Annotated in this window: 20 protein-coding genes and 2 pseudogenes; 9 read left to right on the forward strand and 13 right to left on the reverse strand. The window is 61.6% G+C overall.

The features are described from left to right. Positions 1-16: 16 nt before the first annotated feature. The 3 genes from NLK60_RS12875 to NLK60_RS12885 all read left to right on the forward strand — a co-directional run bounded on the left by NLK60_RS12875 (position 17) and on the right by NLK60_RS12885 (position 3716). Positions 17-223 (forward strand): DUF8131 family protein, encoded by a 207-nt coding sequence (locus NLK60_RS12875; protein WP_254808180.1) that lies wholly within the window; start codon positions 17-19, stop codon positions 221-223. Positions 224-296: 73 nt separating this feature from the next. Then, a complete protein-coding gene (locus NLK60_RS12880; protein ID WP_254810484.1) occupies positions 297-1121 on the forward strand; it encodes a sulfite exporter TauE/SafE family protein in 825 nt (274 codons plus the stop codon). Positions 1122-1205: 84 nt separating this feature from the next. Then, complete coding sequence (locus NLK60_RS12885) at positions 1206-3716, forward strand: heavy metal translocating P-type ATPase (protein WP_254808181.1); 2511 nt, start codon at positions 1206-1208, stop codon at positions 3714-3716. A 35-nt stretch (positions 3717-3751) separates the two neighbouring features. On the opposite strand, the gene NLK60_RS12890 is transcribed toward NLK60_RS12885, so the two are convergent. Then, entirely contained in the window at positions 3752-4546 is a 795-nt protein-coding gene (locus tag NLK60_RS12890; RefSeq protein WP_254808182.1) for a YqcI/YcgG family protein, read from the reverse strand. Positions 4547-5186: 640 nt separating this feature from the next. Continuing rightward, complete coding sequence (locus NLK60_RS12895) at positions 5187-5657, reverse strand: MOSC domain-containing protein (protein WP_254808183.1); 471 nt, start codon at positions 5655-5657, stop codon at positions 5187-5189. Between the two features lie 107 nt (positions 5658-5764). Between NLK60_RS12895 and NLK60_RS12900 the strand changes: the two genes are divergently transcribed. Next, a complete protein-coding gene (locus tag NLK60_RS12900) occupies positions 5765-5920 on the forward strand; it encodes a hypothetical protein (protein ID WP_254808184.1) in 156 nt (51 codons plus the stop codon). Between the two features lie 46 nt (positions 5921-5966). Here NLK60_RS12900 and NLK60_RS12905 read toward each other — a convergent pair whose 3' ends face one another. Beyond that, entirely contained in the window at positions 5967-6530 is a 564-nt protein-coding gene (locus tag NLK60_RS12905; RefSeq protein WP_254808185.1) for a DUF7978 family protein, read from the reverse strand. 127 nt (positions 6531-6657) lie between these two features. On the opposite strand from NLK60_RS12905, the gene NLK60_RS12910 reads away from it, so the two are divergent. Further along, entirely contained in the window at positions 6658-7203 is a 546-nt protein-coding gene (locus NLK60_RS12910) for an NUDIX hydrolase (protein WP_254808186.1), read from the forward strand. A 15-nt stretch (positions 7204-7218) separates the two neighbouring features. Here NLK60_RS12910 and NLK60_RS12915 read toward each other — a convergent pair whose 3' ends face one another. Then, the gene (locus tag NLK60_RS12915; RefSeq protein ID WP_254808187.1) at positions 7219-7914 is read right to left on the reverse strand and encodes a phosphatase PAP2 family protein; all 696 of its coding nucleotides are present in this window, start codon (positions 7912-7914) and stop codon (positions 7219-7221) included. A 103-nt stretch (positions 7915-8017) separates the two neighbouring features. On the opposite strand from NLK60_RS12915, the gene NLK60_RS12920 reads away from it, so the two are divergent. Beyond that, positions 8018-8179 carry a hypothetical protein gene (locus NLK60_RS12920; RefSeq protein WP_254808188.1) on the forward strand — a complete coding sequence of 54 codons (162 nt, stop codon included), beginning with the start codon at positions 8018-8020 and terminating at the stop codon, positions 8177-8179. Here the strand turns inward: NLK60_RS12920 and NLK60_RS12925 are convergent. The 6 genes and pseudogenes from NLK60_RS12925 to NLK60_RS12950 form a co-directional block, all read right to left on the reverse strand. Next, positions 8176-8340, reverse strand: coding sequence for a hypothetical protein (locus NLK60_RS12925; RefSeq protein ID WP_254808189.1), 165 nt, complete (start codon positions 8338-8340; stop codon positions 8176-8178). The two genes, NLK60_RS12920 and NLK60_RS12925, sit on opposite strands and share 4 nt — an antisense overlap. Before the next feature lie 538 nt (positions 8341-8878). Then, positions 8879-9130, reverse strand: a pseudogene (locus NLK60_RS19705) (plastocyanin/azurin family copper-binding protein); the annotation flags it as partial. Positions 9131-9199: 69 nt separating this feature from the next. Next, a pseudogene (locus tag NLK60_RS12935) lies at positions 9200-10024 on the reverse strand (DUF4397 domain-containing protein); the annotation flags it as partial. A gap of 187 nt (positions 10025-10211) precedes the next feature. After that, positions 10212-11489, reverse strand: a complete 1278-nt coding sequence (locus NLK60_RS12940; protein WP_254808190.1) for an MFS transporter — start codon at positions 11487-11489, stop codon at positions 10212-10214. A 151-nt stretch (positions 11490-11640) separates the two neighbouring features. Next, positions 11641-12765 (reverse strand): PGF-CTERM sorting domain-containing protein, encoded by a 1125-nt coding sequence (locus tag NLK60_RS12945; protein WP_254808191.1) that lies wholly within the window; start codon positions 12763-12765, stop codon positions 11641-11643. A gap of 329 nt (positions 12766-13094) precedes the next feature. After that, a complete protein-coding gene (locus NLK60_RS12950; protein WP_049922404.1) occupies positions 13095-13289 on the reverse strand; it encodes a cold-shock protein in 195 nt (64 codons plus the stop codon). 392 nt (positions 13290-13681) lie between these two features. Between NLK60_RS12950 and NLK60_RS12955 the strand changes: the two genes are divergently transcribed. Together NLK60_RS12955 and NLK60_RS12960 are read left to right on the forward strand one after the other, a co-directional pair. Further along, positions 13682-14392, forward strand: a complete 711-nt coding sequence (locus NLK60_RS12955) for a queuosine precursor transporter (protein WP_254808192.1) — start codon at positions 13682-13684, stop codon at positions 14390-14392. Between the two features lie 194 nt (positions 14393-14586). Continuing rightward, positions 14587-15684 carry an aminopeptidase gene (locus NLK60_RS12960; RefSeq protein WP_254808193.1) on the forward strand — a complete coding sequence of 366 codons (1098 nt, stop codon included), beginning with the start codon at positions 14587-14589 and terminating at the stop codon, positions 15682-15684. A gap of 66 nt (positions 15685-15750) precedes the next feature. Here NLK60_RS12960 and NLK60_RS12965 read toward each other — a convergent pair whose 3' ends face one another. After that, positions 15751-16455 (reverse strand): hypothetical protein, encoded by a 705-nt coding sequence (locus NLK60_RS12965; RefSeq protein WP_254808194.1) that lies wholly within the window; start codon positions 16453-16455, stop codon positions 15751-15753. A 122-nt stretch (positions 16456-16577) separates the two neighbouring features. On the opposite strand from NLK60_RS12965, the gene NLK60_RS12970 reads away from it, so the two are divergent. Further along, on the forward strand, positions 16578-17201 hold the full coding sequence (locus tag NLK60_RS12970) for a DUF309 domain-containing protein (protein WP_254808195.1): 624 nt from the start codon (positions 16578-16580) through the stop codon (positions 17199-17201). 25 nt (positions 17202-17226) lie between these two features. Here the strand turns inward: NLK60_RS12970 and thpR are convergent, their stop codons facing one another. Both thpR and azf read right to left on the reverse strand, forming a co-directional pair. Further along, on the reverse strand, positions 17227-17784 hold the full coding sequence (gene thpR / locus NLK60_RS12975) for an RNA 2',3'-cyclic phosphodiesterase (protein WP_254808196.1): 558 nt from the start codon (positions 17782-17784) through the stop codon (positions 17227-17229). A 120-nt stretch (positions 17785-17904) separates the two neighbouring features. Beyond that, entirely contained in the window at positions 17905-18648 is a 744-nt protein-coding gene (gene azf / locus NLK60_RS12980; RefSeq protein WP_254810486.1) for an NAD-dependent glucose-6-phosphate dehydrogenase Azf, read from the reverse strand. Positions 18649-18704: the final 56 nt, after the last annotated feature.

Consider the following 18704-nt stretch of genomic DNA (forward strand, 5'->3'; position numbering starts at 1 on the left):
GCCCCCAGACACCAGCATGAGTATCGACGGACTGCCGGTTCGGTGGGCCATCATGGTCGGCCTGCTGGCCATCGTTCCCGCGCTCTGGTACGGCTTCGGACGGGCGGGATCTGCCGGTGTTATCACGGTCATCAACGTCCTCATCATCGTGGCAGCGCTGTACGTAGCTACGGGGCCTGTTTCGGTCGGCCCGCACCACGCCGACGAGGGCCACGGTCACTGAACCGGAAGCCGTGAATCCTCTCTTTGCAACAGCTGGCATCCACTGGCCAGGAGCGATAGCACCTGAGTGGGGTATTCAGGACGTCGTCGCGACAACTCACGATCACGGCACGAGCGTGACGGCGGCGAACGTCGACTTGCTGGTCTTTTTGCTCATCGGCGTCCTCGCAGGTGCCCACTGTCTCGGCATGTGTGGGCCGCTGGTGACGACCTACGCCGACCGAATGCGTAAAGCGAGTGACTCGAGTTCCAGCAGCGGCCGCCGAGAGACGACGCTGACGACCAGAGAGGTCCGACAACACGCCCTGTTCAACCTGGGACGTGCCGGGAGTTATGCGCTTCTCGGGGGCCTGTTCGGCCTCCTCGGCGCGCTCGCGTTCACGTCGGCTGGCGCGGTCGCCGATATCGGCAACTCGATTCGGGGCGCAACCGGCATTCTCGTCGGGATCGCCATCATCGCGAGCGGGTTGTACTACCTCCGGGGCCAGCCAGGAATCCCACACGGGATACCGATCATCGGCACGGTCTTCGGCTGGCTCTCACGGCTCCTGACGGGACGTATCGACCGACTGGCGAACTCCCCCGGTATCGTCGGACTGGGTGCCATCCACGGGTTGCTCCCGTGTCCGATCATCTACCCAGCGTACCTGTACGCGTTCGCCCTCGGTGATCCCGTCCGCGGTGCCCTCTCACTGGCCGCGCTGGGTCTGGGAACGATTCCGACGCTGTTTGCCTACGGGACCCTGCTCGGGTCGCTCTCGCCAGCCACTCGAGTGCGACTGCATCGGGCACTCGGAGCCGGCTTTCTGGTGCTCGGTTACGTCCCGCTGCAGCACGGATTGATGTTGTACGGGATTCATCTGCCACACCCGCATATTCCGTTCTACCAGCCGCTCTAGCGAGCGACCCCGTCTACAATACCCAATACGTTCACGGGAATCACCGCGTTCACGGGGACCAGCAATGACCGACAAAAACCAGCAATGACCGACAAAACCTCACTCGAGGATGAGCAACACGCCGAGAGTGGTGACGCCGGACCAGGAGACCTCGTGGAAGCAGCCACCGGCTGTTCGCTCTGTGAACTCCCGCTACCGAGCCCGCCGGTCACCGACGGAGACGTCGACGGCGAGTTTTGCTGTCGGGGCTGTCTCGAGGTGACGAGAACCCTCGGCTCGCTCGACGCCGAAGAGGAGGAAGCGATTCGCGACGCCATCGAAGACGAGGGTGGTGTCGACCTCGACGCAATCGAGGGAGCAGACGCGTTCTTCACCGTCGACGGGATGCACTGTGCGACCTGTGAGGCATTCCTCGAGGGACGAGCGGCGAGCGTGGAGGGAGTGCACGCGGCGGAGGCGAGTTACGCCAGCGACACCGTTCGCCTGGTCTACGACGACGAAACACTCGAGGACGAGGATCTCCGGGACGCGTTAACCGGTGCTGGCTATACCGCCCGCGAACGCGGCGTCGGCTCGAAGACGGATGACGATGGCCAGGCGACCGTCAAGTTCCTCGCGGGTGGTGGGCTGTTCGGCATGATGGTCATGCTGTGGTACGTGCTCTTTCTGTATCCGACGTACTTCGGCTTCGACCCAGTCGTCGAGTTCGGTCACTACGATCAGCTCTACGTGTTCGCGAACATCTGGCTGATGACCTCGTTCGTGCTATTTTACACCGGCTTTCCCATCCTTCGGGGGGCGTACGTCAGCCTTCGGGCACGGATGCCGAACATGGACTTGCTCGTCGCCCTCGCGGCACTCGCTTCGTATGCCTACAGTACGCTGGCGATGCTCGAGGGACGAACCGACCTGTACTTCGACGTCTCCGTGGCCATCATCCTCGTCGTCACCGGCGGCACCTACTACGAAGGGATGATCAAGCGCCGCGCGGCCGGCTTGCTGAGCGACCTGACCGAAGGGCAGGTAGACGAAGCGAGACGCCACGACACCGGCGAAACGGTCACCCTCGAGGAGGTCGAACCCGGTGAACAGTTAGTAGTGCGACCCGGCGAGCGGATTCCGCTGGACGGGACCGTCCTCGAGGGTGCCGCAGCCGTCGACGAATCGCTGATGACGGGTGAATCCCTGCCAGTCGAAAAGGCTCCCGGCGACCCGGTTCGTGGCGGCACCGTCGTTACGGATGCGCCCCTGGTCTTCGAGGTCGGCCCCGACGCGGCGAGTACGCTCGACCGACTCGTCGGTCTCATCTGGCGAATACAGAGTTCGCGTCCAGGCGTCCAGCGACTGGCCGACAAACTCGCGACGATTTTCGTCCCGCTGGTGATCGTCATCGCGACGGCCGTCGCCGCGCTCATGCTTCTCACTGGCTCGAGTCCCACGGAAGCGTTGCTCGTCGGCCTTACCGTCCTGATCGTCTCCTGCCCGTGTGCGCTGGGGCTGGCCACCCCCCTGGCGATCGCCTCCGGTGTGCAGACCGCAGCGAAACGCGGCATCGTCGTCGCCGCCGAGACGATTTTCGAGGACGCTCCGGACGTCGATATCGTCGCCCTGGACAAGACGGGGACGCTCACCGAAGGGTCGATGTCCGTCGACTCGATTACCGTGGCAAACGGCGAAGATGCCGACGTCGTCCTCGAGCGAGCCGCCGCCGTCGAACGCCTCTCCGAACATCCGATTGCGGGTGCCATCGTCGAGCGAGCCGCGAGTGGAGCATCCACCGTTCGCTCCGACGGTGGCTCACTGCCGCCGGCGGAATCGACCACTGACGGCGATACTGAGACGCCTGGAACCGTCGCCGCCGACGACTTCGAACGCGCGACCCGAGGTGTCTCCGGCGTCCTGACGGACGAGAACACCGACACCGAGATGCGCGTCTTCGTCGGCCATCCCGCGTATCTCGAGGCAAACGGACTGTCCGTCCCGAACGACCTCGAAGACACCATCGAACGTGCGCGTGCCACTGGTGACGTGCCAGTGGCTGTCGGCTGGGACGGGGTCGCTCGAGGCGTCATCGTCGTCGGTGACACGCCGCGAGCGGACTGGCTCGAGGCCGTCGAAACGCTCGGTGAGGGCCGGGAAATCGTGGTTATTACGGGCGACGAGGGCGGTGCTGCCGACCGCTTCGACGTCGAGGGCGTCGACCGCGTGTTCGCCGGGGTGCCACCGGAAGCGAAAGCCGAGACCGTCCGTCGACTGCGCAGCCAGGGCACCGTCGCGATGGTCGGCGATGGGAGCAACGACGCCCCCGCGCTCGCGGCCGCCGACGTGGGTATCGCCCTCGGTAGTGGCACCCAGCTCGCCACCGACGCCGCCGACGCCGTCATCGTCGCCGACGACCTCGAGCGCGTCGCCGACACGTTTTCGATTGCGGGTGGCACCCATCGCCGGATTCGACAGAACCTGGCCTGGGCGTTCGTCTACAACGGCATCGCGATTCCGCTCGCGATTTTCGGGCTGTTGAACCCGTTGCTCGCGGCGATTGCGATGGCGTTGAGTAGTACGCTGGTCGTGCTCAACTCGGCCCGGTCGCTGTAGCTCGTTTGGCAGTGATACTTTGGAACGGGATCGTCTCAATCGCCGATAACGACCGGGCCTTTCGGATGCTCGCGCGTCACTCGCATCGGGCAACTGTCTGGTGACTGACTCTCGTCAGATGAGAGCATGTACTGGACCCACTCGCGGTCGCCTTCGACACCCCAGTCGCCGATATCGGCGTGGGGGCAGACGCCGTCGTAGTCCTCGAGTCGACCCTGAATCACCTCGCGAGCGCGCTGTCCGGCCTTCGTGTCGGCCGTAATACCGTCGAAGAGGGCTCGCGGCTGGAACGTTATCTCGAGGCCGATGGGGCAGTAGCGACTCTTTCGGGTGTCGTAGAAGGGGGCCCGACAGGTTGGAAACATCGGCTCCCCGCCGAAGCAGAACTCCCAGGTGTTCGTGTCCGTGTCCGTGGGGATGTCCGCTGGCCAGGGTTCCGGGTCGTGGGCGTGAAGCACCTGCAAGATGTGCCAGAGCGCTTCGTGATACTCTCGCTCGCTCAACTCGCGTTCAGGCGGTTTGAAAAAGGTGACCAGGGAGGCCTGTTCGCTGTGGTCTTCGTACACCTCGAGATACTCGAGGATGGTCTCACCCAGCGAGAACAGTGCGTCGGGGTCGGTCATCGACTCGACGGCCGTGTACAGTGGCCAGCCCTTGCGGACGGATTCGACGCCGAAGTAACACGGGAACGGACTGTCGTTTCGCGTACCGAGCAGCCCCTCGGTAAAACTCTCGTAATGGGCAGCCACCCAGTCGGGAACCTCGCCGGCCTCGACCCGCGCCTCGAGGGTGTCCTGATCGAGCAGTACCTGTACGCCTTCCTCGTTCATAGATGGATTTTAGGACTCGAGAACGCTATGTCTTTCCACTCCGGAGCGTTTTCGAGAACCGTACTACTCGGGTAACTGTTACCTGACTCGAGAGGGTTTTCCACAAGGACAACGGACCTCGTTTGGCTGTTGAAATCCTCGACAGACGACAAGAGTTGAGTGCTGAATATGGAGAATAAGTGCAGCACCCGGTTTCCGTGTTCCCGACTGAATCACAGCAACCCATCCAAACGTAGATCTGCATCTTTACTGATCAGATTGGTTTTTCGAGGAGTTATAGCGAACCCAATAAAACAGTGCCCCTATTGGTCCCAATACCCCGTATGCCATCGCAATGATCTGTGGATTCGAGATATTATTGCGCTTTGCATCGGAATAGATGGCAGCTCCGACCACCGGCCAAAATATCGCCAAATACAGACCAACACGGAGTAACAAACCAGTCTCTGTGTCCATACTGATCATTGAACCATTACTGAAATAAATAGTCTGGTCACAAGACCAACTATACTAACCAATCGACGCACCTCGTTGATTGACTGCTACTGAGTCCCTTATTCGCGCCCTGTTTGCAGCACGGATAGGGATAACTCTCCCCGGGCCACGATTTCAACAAAGACCCTCGTTTTCCACAACGGGACTACCCGTCGGTGACCATCTCGAGCGGCGTGCCCACCTGAATCGTCCCACCCTCGAGAATGCGCGCTCTGAGCCCGCCACGGTGGACCAGCGCCTCGCGAATGCCGCGTTTCTCGAGGTGTGACTCGAGGTACGAACAGGGTTCACAGAGTTCGATACCACGACACCGAACCTCGCCGAGACGGAACTCGCTGTCGACGAGGTGGTTGAGCGCGACGCCCTCGGTCGTCAAATTCCGCCGGTGGACGCCCGGTTCGAGTTCGATATCGTACTCACGTTCGACCCCCTCGAGCGCTTCGGCTTCGATGAGCGTGAGGTCGCTGCCCTCTCGATCGGCGAACGTTCCTGCCGTCCGGAAGTAGCGGTCGCCCTCGAGGCCGCGGTCGGGGACGGCTTCGACGGTATCACGGGCTTCGACGGGGCTCCCCTGTTCCGGAGCGATGTGGATCGCGGTGACGGATCCGATACTCATATTCCAGGGTATGGCGGGTGTCACCGTGAGCGTTGTCCCTCGAGTGCACACTCCTGATTATGCGTGCTAACATTTAACAAACTCAGACGACGACTAGTAGAGACAGTATGACGTTAGCGACGGTTCAGAGATATCAGCCACCGACTCGGAACCCGGCAAAGGCGGGAGCGGCAATCGTGATCGGCGGGAGCATGGCCGGTCTCTTCATCGACAAGATAACTGGATTAGTGGATCCTCGAGTGTTCCCGAACTGTCAGGTCTAGAAGAGTTCGCCGCTACCGTCCGGCGAATTCTCTTCGTCCGGCAGTATCAGCTCTGTCGAGCGATATAGCCGCCAACGGCTCCGAGAACGAGCGGGAACGCCAAACCGGCGAGGACGATTGCCATCGTGAAGTCCGGCGCAGCCGTCAGCCTGAACATCTCCTCCCCTTCGCTAATTTCGAAGATTGCCGTCCCGACCGCCGCCGCAGGCAGGTAGCCGATGACGACCGTCGCACCGGCTTTGGCGGCGTCGCCGTCGGTTGCCAGCGCGGCGGCCCTCGAGGCGACCAGATAGCCGGCGCCGATGAGCACGAGTACGGGAACCAGGTTGTACACGAGTTCGGGAATCTGTGTACTCTCCTCGGAGAGCAGGTTGACCGTTTCTGACTCTCCAGCCAACGAGAGTTCCGCGTCGACGAAATGGCTGTTATAAAACAGCAAGCCGATCAACTCCATCGTGTGTTCTTCACCGCCGAAATCGAGATCCGAATCGACCGTCGCGAGGACGTACGTCAGGATGTAGCCGACGAAGAACGCGCCGAATCCGACCGCAGCGCCAATCTTGACGGGCAGTCCATCTGATTGACCGTCCGCAGTTGCTTGTTGAGACACGTTTCCGACGATTCAGCCGAGGGGTATATATGTACTGGCACTGGATCGAGCGGGAGTTGACTCGAGTGTCGCCCACGAGAGTGACCGCACCAGTAGCTATTTTCGACCGCTTGAAAATGTACTCGACATGGGTTGGACCATCGAACAGGCTGACGTCAGTTTCTGCCCCGTTTGTGGGGCGTCACTGACCAGCAAAGAGACTACCGACGGTTCCCGCCCGTTCTGTACCGACTGTACGCTCACGGTGTACCGTAACCCCATCCCACTGGCGCGTGCAACGGTCATCGACGGAGACAGCGCCCTGCTCATCGAGATGGGAGACGGCGGTGACGAAGGGGCGTGGGCACTCCCTGGTGGTCACATCGATGCCGGTGAATCGCCACGAGCGGCGGCTGCGAGGGAACTGGCGGAGGAAACGGGTGTGTCGGTTTCGCCAGCGGATCTGACGCTCATTGGTGATGGCTTTCTCGAATTCAGCGACGGCGAATCGATGGTGTCGTTCAACTATGCTACCTCGAGGGCGCACACGTCCGGAGCCGTCGTCGCCGGTGACGATGCCGCAGCCGCACGGTTCTGGACTCGTGAGGAACTCCTCGCATCACCGCCGTTGCTCCGTGCCTCCAGCATGTCGCAGTTGCTCGAGGCGATGGACGAAATCGGTCGCTCACGATAGCTTCGTACCGGTCGCTCACGAACGCTGTCTCGGCCGACCGGCTCGCTCGAGCACCCACCAACCGAACGGGGCACTAACCGTTCCGACGAGTGCCAGAAGGGAGCGACTCGAGCCACCGCTGGCGAGCACGGCGAGAGCGGCGATGGCGATGGCGACGGCAAAGGCAGGACCTGCACGACGGTCAGTGACCCAGCCCATCACGACGAGAAAGAAGACGCCAAACGAAACGGCGGCGACTACGTCGACGAGGTAGTGGACGCCGAGGGCGAGCCGAGAGAGGCCAACGAGCAGGACGAAAGCCGACGCCAGTACGACTCGCGTCCGCCGAGTAGCCAGTGGCACCCAGAGCGCCAGCGCTCCCCACGTCACCGTCGCCGCCATCGTGTGCCCGCTGGGGAAGCCGTACTCGCTGGATGGAACGGCGTGCAGGGTTTCGGGTGGCCGCGGAGCTGAAAACGCAGCTTTCACCAGCACCACCAGCGCCAGTCCACCAAAGATAGTTGCGATGACGAACATGGTCCGGTTCGAACAGCACCGTTCCTCATTTTCCGCTGGGCGAAGGACACCGGTCACGTCGGCGAGAAACAACGCCCCAACAGTGAGGATAAGTAGGAGAATATCACCGAGGAGGGCCAGCAATTCGAACCCTGAAATAGACCACTCTGGGATCACCTCACGAATCGCTTCGGTGACCCCGAGGCTCCGAGGCATGGGCGTAGACGGTCACCGGGTCCACAAAACAGCCTCGTTTTGCCAACCCGGCGTCGGTGGCTCGAGCCGACGGGTTAACGAACCCACACGCTAACCTCCCTGTATGTCACGGCTGGTACCGCTGTATCTCGGTGGAATCGTGCTCAACGGCGGCGCGCTCGCGTTCGCAGTGCTCGAGGGAGAGTATCTGTTTGCCGGCGCGTTTCTGTTCGTCCTGATCTATCTGAGCGTCCGTCTACGAATGGTGCGTGCTGAGAGTGCCTAGAACAGGCCGAGGAGCGTAAACAGTCCGCTAAAGCTGTCGCGGAAGAAAATTAGCGCCAGCCCAGCGATGATAACGACGAGTATCCAGACGATCAGGATGTACATCGCGTTTCGCACCTCGGATTTGTTTTCGCCCGCGAGGATCGTTTCGTCGGAGTTCATTACCAGCAGATTCAGAGTCCTCGCATATAAAGGCCTCGCACGGACTTCTACAGAAAAGACAGGCCGAGTGCCTCGGGGTCGTTCGGAAGACTGCGTCTTCCGTGACTGAGCGAAGCAAAGCTTCGCGATGTCCGCGAAACCGATGGTTTCGCTTGATGACGAGAGACTCCGTCTCTCGAACCACTTGACCCCGAGGCGGTTCACGAGGAGTTACAGCCCAGCCTCGAGTATATTCGTCTGTACAGACACGCAACGTGGTGAGGATGTTACCGCCGAGGGTCCAACGAACGGGGGGTCGTACTTTCACGGCGATCGGTGGCCGTCTCCTCGGGGACCGGTGACCGTCCCGTTGCCGTCACGCACAGACGAGGCCAGAAGGCTCCGTCTTAGTACTCCGTCAAACGATGACGTGTAAGCCGAACCCGACAACCGCTATCGGTTCGGCTTCCATGTTCAGGCTTGACGAACCACTTAGCACAACAGACGAGGGTGGCGCCGCGGCACACCACAACGGAGCACGGACACCGGAGTTAACGACCTACTCGACGTGAATCTCGCCGGTCATTCCGGCTCCTTCGTGTGGGTCACAGACGTATTCGTAGCGGCCAGTAACCTCGAACGTGTGCTCGTGTTCGTGCCCGGCGTCGGAGACCGAGGGCTCGCCCTCCCAGTCGGCTCCGTCGGGCATCGAGACGGGTGAAACGTTGTGCCCGCTCGAGTCCCAGGTGAACCGAACGGTCGTTCCGGCCTCGATCTCGAGGGTGTCGGGGTCGAAGCTATTCTGGCCGTCAGGGCCGACAACGACGGTTTCAACGGCATCTGCCGCATACCCATCATCCTCGGCGTCTGCCGCCTCTCCATCGTACTCGGCGTCGAGGACGACCTCGAGGTCGAACGGTTCGTCAGCGGGGGCGTTTTCGGCGTCGAGGTAGCCGACGGCGAAAGCCGTGTAGACGTTGCCAGCGGCGGGTTCGACCTCGAATGTGGCGACAACATCGCCATCGTTGTCCGCGGTCGCCGGTCGAACCTCGAGGGTGTAGGACTCGGCGGGGACTTCGACGCTCGCGGTTTCGCCGAATGCGACGTCCTCGTAGAGGACGGTGTCACCGTCGCCGACCGTAACGTCGACGGCCGGCGCATCGGGAGAGGCGTGAACGAGACGTACCCGAGCCTCTTCACCCGGGTCGCTCACGTCGTCGGCGAATACGTCCGGTGCGAACGGTTGGTTCTCCTCGCTCAGTTCGCCGAGTGCAGCGACCGTGAACGTCCCCTCAGGGATCTCGAGGTCTTCTTCGAAGACGACGGTATCCGGATCGTCGGCGGCCGCAATCGCGACCTCGTAGGTCCCAGTTGGCAACTCGAGGTACTCGCTGACCGCGCGGAACGGGACGTCCTCGAGGACGGCTTCACCATCGATCCAGATGTCCACGTTCGGTGCATCCGGTGAGAGGTGAGCGACGCGAACGTCGGCGTCCGTCCCGTCGTCCTCGTCTTGGTGATCGGCTTCCTCGTCGTCGTATTCGTCGTCGTACTCACCCATGTCGTCGTGGTCGTCCATCCCGTCATCGCTTTCACCGTTCCCGCCAGCATCTTCGTCGTCCCCACCGAGACAGCCAGCCAGTGCCAGTACACCACTCGAGCCAACGACTGTGAGGAGCCGTCGGCGTGTTTGATCTGTCGACATCAACGGGACGTATTGGCAGTGGACCAATCCGTTGTGCCCCTAACAATGTCAGTCACTTAGCAGGGCGACCTACGCATGCAAATATATCGAATTCGTGTATTTCAGCCCTTCTAATGTAAAAGTGAACCAAGTGCTCTCGGAATCGTTTGGAACGGTTCGCTTTTCGACCGCTCGAACCCAGGGTGATTCACCACGACTGTAACGCGTCGGTGCCGTGAAACCGAGTCAACACCACGAGGAACGTCAGCGCTCCGGTCAACGCGAACGCGCCGCCGACGTAGAACACCGATGCCATGCTCACCTCGGTCATCAACCAGCCACCCAGTAGTGGTCCGATGATGCTGCCGGGTCGCCAGACGAGTTCCCGAATACCGAAACTCGAGGCGACGCCGCCCTCGCTGGTCCCCTCGTCGGCGAACAGCGCCATGCTCGCCGGTTCCCGGAAGCTGTCGACGACCCCGAGTAACGCCGAGAGGCCGAGCAGTGGTAAGAACGCCGGGGAGAGATGTCCGAGTCCGGGGTACGTTGCCGGCAACGAGAGTCCCTCGCCGATAGCTGGTGCGAAGGGAACGACGAATGCGACCAGGCCGTACGCGCCACCGCCTGCGAAGACGAACAGTGCTCGGCCGTAGTCATCCGAGAGCCGACCGGTGAACGGTTGACAGACCATGTTCGTGAACTTCTCGGCGGCGACGACGAGCGAGACGGCAAACGCCCCGAAGGCGAGGCCACCCTCGGCAGCGGAGACGCCGGCGAAGATAGCGACCCAGACGCGAACCATCTCGACCGAGAAGGCGTACTGGACGCGAAAACTCGAGAGCGTGAGGATGCGACGATTGAACGCAAGGCCGGTAAACGGGAAGCCATAAACGCGCGTTTCGTCGGGGTCGAGGTATCGGTAGGTCCCGAACCAGGCAACGAACAGCACGCAAACGATGATGGTGAAAATCGGACCGAAACCGAAGCTGTCGTAGAGGACGCCGGCGCTCAAACTCCCGACAATCGAGGCCGCAAAGCTGGCAGCGTTGGCTTTTCCGATGTAGTTGGCTCGCGTGCCCACGTCCGCAATCTGGCCGACCAGCGAGAGCCCCATGAGCCCGGAACCGGTGACAGCCACTCCCTGCAGGGCACGAAGCAGGATGAACGAGGCGCTCGAGTCGACGAGCGGGAACAGCGCGTAGACGACGATACTCAACCCCAGCACGCCGAGTAAGACCAGTCGTTTGTCGAAGCGGTCGCCGAGCCACGACAGCGGGATGATCGAGAGCGCCTTCCCGATCGTGTATCCCGAGGTGTAGAGGCCGATGATGATCCCGGCGCTGATCGTCAGCCCGAAAACCGTCGTATCCGTGGGCTCGAGCGTCTGGATGTAAAACGGCAACAGCGTGATCAGCGTGATGAAACCGAAGCCTTCGGCAAACCGGGAGAGATAGAGCGCCCAGAACTGTGCCCGGTTGTCGTTCACGGCCCTAGCTTCGAGAGCCACCCAATATGAGTTTCGAAACGAATGCTTTTGACTCGAGGCAGGTCTTGCTAGGTCCTATGCTTTCGACTCGAGGACATCCCGCGTCACAAACGAGCAGGCGTCTACAGCCCCTCGAGGGACGAATCAGGTCCTATCGACGACGGTCCCGCAGCGTCACGCCGACGACGACCGTCACGGCGAGGAGGGCGACGAGCGCCCCGAATCCTGGAAGGTCGTCGTCTCTAACGGCATCGGTGTCGTCAGTGGTATCGCTCGAGTCAGTCACGGTCGAATCGTCTCCCGGTGACGTTGTGTCATCACCACCGGAGCTGTCGTCCGAGCCGTGGTCGTCACCCGAGTGATCCGTTCCGCCTGGATCGTCCGTCCCACTCGAGTCGTCGCTATCACCATCTCCATCGTCGCTGTCATCACCCTCGCTCTTGTCGCCGTCATCACCATCTTCACCGTCGCTATCGTCACTGCTCCCATCGTCGGCGGAATCGGTACCCGTCAACTGGGCCACAACGACCACCTGGCCGTGTGAACCGTCCGGTTCATACACCCAGCCACCGCCGGCTTCCTCGTGAGAGACGGCGTCCTCGATCGGGTCGATATCGGTGTTCCAGGCCTGGCCGTCCTGCTGGATGTAGCCCACGATTTCGATACGGTCGGCGTGTTCACCCTCGACGAACGCTTCCCCGTAGCTGATCTCGTCGCCATTGTGATGGAGGCCGTGGAACTCGATGCAGTGGCTGTCCACGTAGCCATCACCCTGGGGGACGTGGTCCGCGGTGCCGAACTGGTCGGCATCGAGCGGGCGCTCGTAGTGGTCGGTAACGGGATACTGGACCACCATCGGGTCAGCACTCGAGTGCCACTCGAGAGACTCACCGGTCGGCACCGTAACGGTCGTCCCCGGAACGGTCTCGCCCGTGATCGGTTCGCCCGCCTCGTTCACTAGCGCCACGCAGATTTTACCCGAGCCTTGCCCCAGATACGGGTCTCGGTACTCGTCTCGTGGGTTGACGTAGCTAATCCAGCTGCCGTCGGCGGCTTCGGCTTCGAACCACTCGTCGCCGGGTTCGGGGACGGCCTCGACGTAGGCGTCTTCGCTCACGTTCTCGCCAGTCGGCCCGGCCAGCGGCGAGACGTCGGTGACACTCGAGGCCACGCCAGCGCCGGCTACCAGCCCCACGATCACCGCCGCGGTGAGGGTCACGAGTACGGTCACGAACAGTGCAGACGAACGGGATGAATGGGATGTATCGATCGACATAGTTCTCCGGTCGCCCGTCGACAGACACGCCTGCGTGCCTGCGACGAGTCTAAACCTATTCCGAGCGATGACACTCTTGTTTTAGAGTATATCATCCGTAGCGACCGTTAGGGGCCGTCTACTCATTCTGTCAGACATTGTTCGAACTCGCCGCTACCGTTCGGCGAACTCTCTTTGACCGGCAGTATCACTCTCGAGCGGGACTATCGGCTTGGAAAATGTACGACTCGAGAGGAGACGTAACCGGGCTGTGATACCCACTCGAGTGTCGTCACTCTCGGGGTAAAAATACTGAAAAGTGAAAACCGAGCTATTGAACGGGTGCCGTGTTACAGGCGGGTGACGTTCGTCGCGCGGGGGCCTTTGGGGGCCTGTTCGATGTCGAATTCAATCTCGGTGCCTTCTTCGAGGTCCGGGCCGCCGACGTCTTCCATGTGGAAGAATACGTCATCGTCCGCGTCGTCCGTCGAAATGAAACCGTAGCCGCCTGTGTCGTTGAAGAAATCAACGTTTCCTTTCGCCATTGCTTTTGAACACAGCGCCGATACACAGATAAGACTTGCGTGAGTCGCGTTCACGCCCGACGGCCACCTGAAACCGCCGAATCAGCGTTTTCTCGGTCTTTTTCAACCAGAACGGACACTCGAGAGGGCCGAACCGCTGAAACATTATTTCATGGTGACGGTGGCGAATACGAGCTCGAGGGAGATCCGACCTCACCCCGAATAGTATTCCATGAGCACTCATCGTGGTCGATCAGCCCCATCGATCCCGAGCACCGGACAGCCACCTCGAGCGGGGGCAACCGACGATACGAACGACAGAGAATCGCGAGACGGTGTTCAGCAGCGACCAAGTGAGCGGGCCCAGTCGAAACCACTGTGGTTTTGAGCCTTCGCTTGAGAATACTCGAGTAATGTCTGAATATGATCGTGGACCGAGCGTCCCACAGGTGGCGTTGATCGCGCTGTTTGTGACAGCGTTGATCACCGCTCAGGTGACGGCCGCGAAAGTACTGGCGTTCGACCTCCCGTTTTCGTTGCCCGTTACCGGGGCAGAACTCGTCTTGCCCGGTGCGGCCCTCGCGTACGCGCTGACGTTTCTCGCCAGCGACTGTTATGCGGAACTGTACGGGCGTCGTGCCGCACAGGTCGTCGTCAACGTGGCTTTCGCGATGAACTTCGTCCTCCTGGTGCTCGTCTGGTCGACCATTGCCGCACCAGCCTCCCCGGCGAGCGTCGACCCGGCGATGTTCGAAACAGTGCTAGGGGCGTCGACGAACATCGTCGCCGGGAGCCTGCTGGCGTACGTGGTCAGCCAGAACTGGGACGTCTGGGTGTTCCACGAAATTCGTGACGCGACGAACGGAGACCGGCTCTGGCTTCGAAACATCGCGTCGACGGCGAGCAGTCAGGCCATCGACACCCTGATTTTCGTCACCATCGCGTTCGCCATCGCACCGCGGCTACTCGGCGTCGGTCCCGTCCTCCCGGGGAGCGAACTTGCGGCACTGATCGTCGGCCAGTACCTGCTGAAACTCCTGATCGCGTTCCTCGATACGCCCGTCGTCTACGCCGTCGTTGGCTTCGTTCGCTCGAGGGACGAAACGGGAGCCACTACGGTCTGAAACGGTTTCGACGCCAGTTCTGCGATATTTCTCCGATTAGTACAGGTTCGACATATCACTATTGAATTAATATTATACACTATCATTCACATACCAAAGGGTCTGAGGGGGTGAAACACTTGCTACAAACGTGATAGTGATCGTCCGCGAGGCGAATCACCGAACGTTTAGTGCCCCCTCGAGTGAGAGTCGATATGGACGAACGCGTACGCGAGCACGCAGCGGTACTTGTCGACTGGAGTGCACAGATCGAAGACGGGGACGACGTGGTTCTCTCGGTCGGTCCCGACGCCCACGACCTGGCGGTGGCCGTCGCCGAGGCGCTCGGCGAGCGCGGCGCGAACCTCCTGTCGACGTACGCCTCCGGGGAACTCACTCGTGCGTACCTGCGCGCCCACGATGGCGACTTCGACGAAGACCCAGCGTTCGAGCGGAAACTGTACGAGGAGGCCGACGTCGTGCTCTCGCTCGGCGGCGGTCGAAACACGAGCGCGATGGCTGACGTCCCGAGCGAAACGCGCCAGGCGTACCGAAAGGCTCGCTCGGCGACTCGAGAGGCTCGATACGACACGCGATGGGTCTCGACGGTCCACCCCACTCGCTCGCTCGCCCAGCAGGCGGGGATGGCCTACGAGGAGTACCAGGACTTCGCCTACGACGCGATTTTGCGGGACTGGGAATCGCTCGCCGAGGAGATGGCCAAGATGAAAGACGTCCTCGATGCCGGTTCGGAGGTCCGACTCGTCAAAGACGGAACGGACCTCACGATGTCGATCGAGGGGCGAACCGCAGTCAACAGTGCGGCGTCGGTCAGGTACGACTCGCACAATCTCCCCAGCGGCGAGGTGTTTACCGCACCACACGCCACCGAGGGCACCGTCACGTTCGACGTCCCGATGACGATCAACGGCGAGGCCGTCCGCAACGTCCACCTCGAGTTCGAGGACGGCGCGGTCGTTTCCCACGAGGCCGAACAGGGCGAGGACGCGATCACCGAAATCCTCGAGACCGACGAGGGTGCCCGACGGCTGGGCGAACTCGGCATCGGCATGAACCGTGGCATCGACCGCTTTACCGACAGTATCCTCTTCGACGAGAAGATGGGCGACACGGTTCATCTTGCTGTCGGTCGAGCCTACGACGCCTGTCTCCCCGAGGGAGAGACGGGCAACGAGTCGGCCGTCCACGTCGACATGATTACCGATATGAGCGAGGAGTCGCGTCTCGAAGTGGATGGCGAGGTGATTCAGCGAAACGGACGGTTCCGCTGGGAAGACGGATTCGAAGGCTGAGTGAAACACCGTTTACTCCAGATTTTGCGAGTGAGGAGCGATAGCGACGAGCGAGACGAACGGTGGTTAGCCGAACCTGGCAACCAGTTCCCCGTCCTCGAGCGGGTTCGGAGCTTTCGATTCGAGTTCGTCGGCCTCGAGCCCGCCTGCTCCGTCGAAATCGGCTCGAGCGACGCCGGTTTCGTCGACGGTGTAGACGACGCCGTGAAACCCGAGTTCGGCTGCCCATTCGCCACCGCTATCCTCGATTCCTCGAGTCGCGCCTGCAGCCCGTAACAGGAAAATGGTCGTTCCCGGCGTCTCCCAGTCGAACACCTTGCGCTCCTGGCGGCTGTAGGCGATCGTGAGGATGTGGCCCGAGCCATTTCGACCACACAACACCTCTTTGGAGACGTAGGCGTGTTCGAACGCGTCGAGATACTCGAGGATGGTGTCCTCGTCGAGCGAATCCGGCGGATCCGGGTAGGGTTTCGTCGCTGCAGTCCGGTAGGTTAGCGGTTCATCGTCGTGTTCGACCTCGATTTCGATGGTTTCGGCGTCGACTGAACAGTCCGGTCGCGACAGTTCGCCGTCGAAAGAGTCGACGACGGAGCCGTCGTCGTGTTCACCGTCGTTTTCCCCTGCACCGTTCGTCCCGTTTGCCGTTCCGTCGTCATCGTTCTCGTTGTCGTCGCCAGCGTCGCCATTCCCGCCTGCACCACCATTTTCAGCGAGGCAACCGGCGAGCGCCGACGCCGAGCCGAGCGCGAGGAGAACCGTCCTGCGTTTCATACCCCGTGTTTCATCGAGTTATCACTAAAGGCCTGGCTAACGTAAAATATCGATTTGAGTTTGGGCGTCTCCTTCGCTCGTGTCGACAGGATATTGATCCTTCGAGTCAGATACTAGCGTGTATGCGTGGCGCACTCCGTGCTGGCATCGCCATCTACAACGACGGCTACTATCACGCCGCCCACGACGCCTGGGAGGACCACTGGTTGGGTCTCGAGGCCGGCACCGACGACGAGCGGCTGTTGCACGGGTTGATCCAGTTCACCGCGGCGGTGTACCACGCCCGGAATCGCAACTGGGAGGGAGCGGTGGGCCTCGCCGAGAGCGCCGGTGAGTACCTCGAGGGACTCCCGGACACCTATCGAAACGTCGCCGTGGCACCCGTTCGCGAATTTTTGGCGACGCTCGGAACCGACCCTGAAGTGCTCGAGCGACGTCGTCCCCTCACCCTCGAGTACGAAGGACAGGCGCTCAGTCTCGAGCGCCTCGACGTGGAGGCCACACTGGTCGCTGCGGGCATCCTCGCTGAAGAACTGGGGTTCGAGGAGGCAGTTCTCGAGCAGGGTGTCGAGTACGCCCGCAGCGACCTGTCTGCGGGGAACGAGACCAGCCAGTTTCTGGCCCTGGTCGTCGATTTCGTCCGCGAACCGGAGCGACGGGCGCTCATCGTCGACCGACTCGAAGCCCACGTCGAACGACGCCAGACGAGAGAGGCGGACGTCGAGGGTCTGTTCGACCCTTCATGACGGCCACAGAACACGAGAGGTAGTTTCACTCGAGTGAAATCGACTCGAGTGTCGCGTGTTCGGCACCCTCGGGCAACAGCACACTTTCGGTGAGCGAAATCGAATCGACGGTCATCGTCCCCACTGTCGGGGAGCGTTCTTCCACCATCGACTGGACGTGTGCCTTCCCGCCCGCGTGATTCATCCGCCCGAGGGTGACGTGAGGCGTGAATTCGTGGTCATCCCCCTCGTACCCGAGCGGTTCGAGGTGGTCCTCGACGGCTTCCTGCAACACCCGGAGTGCGGTGTCACCTTTTTCGACGCCTAGCCAGACAACGCGGATGTACTCGAGGCTCGGAAACACGCCGAGGCCGCCGAATCGAACCTCGAACGGCTCGAGATCGACGCTGTCGACAGCTCGTTCGAGTGCGTCGACGACAGCGCCGACGCGGGGTTCCTCCACATCGCCGAGAAATTGCAAGGTGACGTGTGCCTGGGCCGGGTCGGTGAGCGTGATGCCGGGAGCACTCGAGAAGTCGTCCTGAATCGTCGAAATCGGGTCGGTAAACGAGTCGGGACAGTCGACGCTGACGAACAGTCGCATAGGGGTACTTGGTGACCGAATCCCTTGGCTGTAGCTCCTCGAGGGCGCTTCGAGTAAATCTGGCTCGTTCGGAGTCGCTTCCTCCGAGGCGTGAGAGGGGACGACCGGTTTGGGAGCGTACTAGTCGTGTGCTTCGGAGTTATCCTGTGGCTCGTAGCCGAGCACCTCTCGAGCGCGCTCTATCGAGTAGTATTTGCGGTCGTTGTCAGAGATACCGTAGACGATCTCGTAGCCGTAGTCGGCTTCGACGGTTCGCTCGAACAGGTGAGCGCAGTCGCGATAGGAGAGCCACATCGCCTGGCCGCGTTCGTAATCGATTGGCGGGTGGCCTTTCGTGAGGTTGCCGATACGGACACAGCACACGGAGAGGTCGTGCTCGTCGTGGTAGTACCGCCCGAGCGTTTCGCCGGCGGCTTTTGAGACGCCATAGAGGTTACCTGGGCGCGGGAGTTCGGTCCCGTCGAGTCGGAACTCGTCGTGAGCGCGGTACAGTTCGGGCGTACGGGCTTCGGTTTCGAACGCGCCGACGGCGTGATTCGAGGAGGCGAACACGACGCTATCGACGCCGGCGTCGACGGCCGCTTCGAACACGGTCTGGGTGCCGTCGATGTTGTTTCGCAAGACGCTGTCCCAGGGGGCTTCCGGACGAGGGTCACCCGCGAGGTGGATCACGGTATCGATGTCCTCCATCGCCTGCCCCACGGCGGTTTCGTCAGTGATGTCGGCGACGACGCTCTCGCCGGGATAGTCACCGGTCAGCGGTTCGCGGTCGAGCAACCGCCAGTCGTACGTTTCGGCGAGTTCTTCGAGGATGGCGTCCCCGACGCGCCCGCCGGCCCCCGTGAGCAGGACAGACTTTGGCATTCGTTCGAGTGGTAGGCGAGCGGCGATAAGAAACGTGCGATTTGTCGGTGCGCCCT

Source organism: Natronosalvus amylolyticus (assembly GCF_024298845.1).
Lineage (GTDB): Archaea > Halobacteriota > Halobacteria > Halobacteriales > Natrialbaceae > Natronosalvus > Natronosalvus amylolyticus.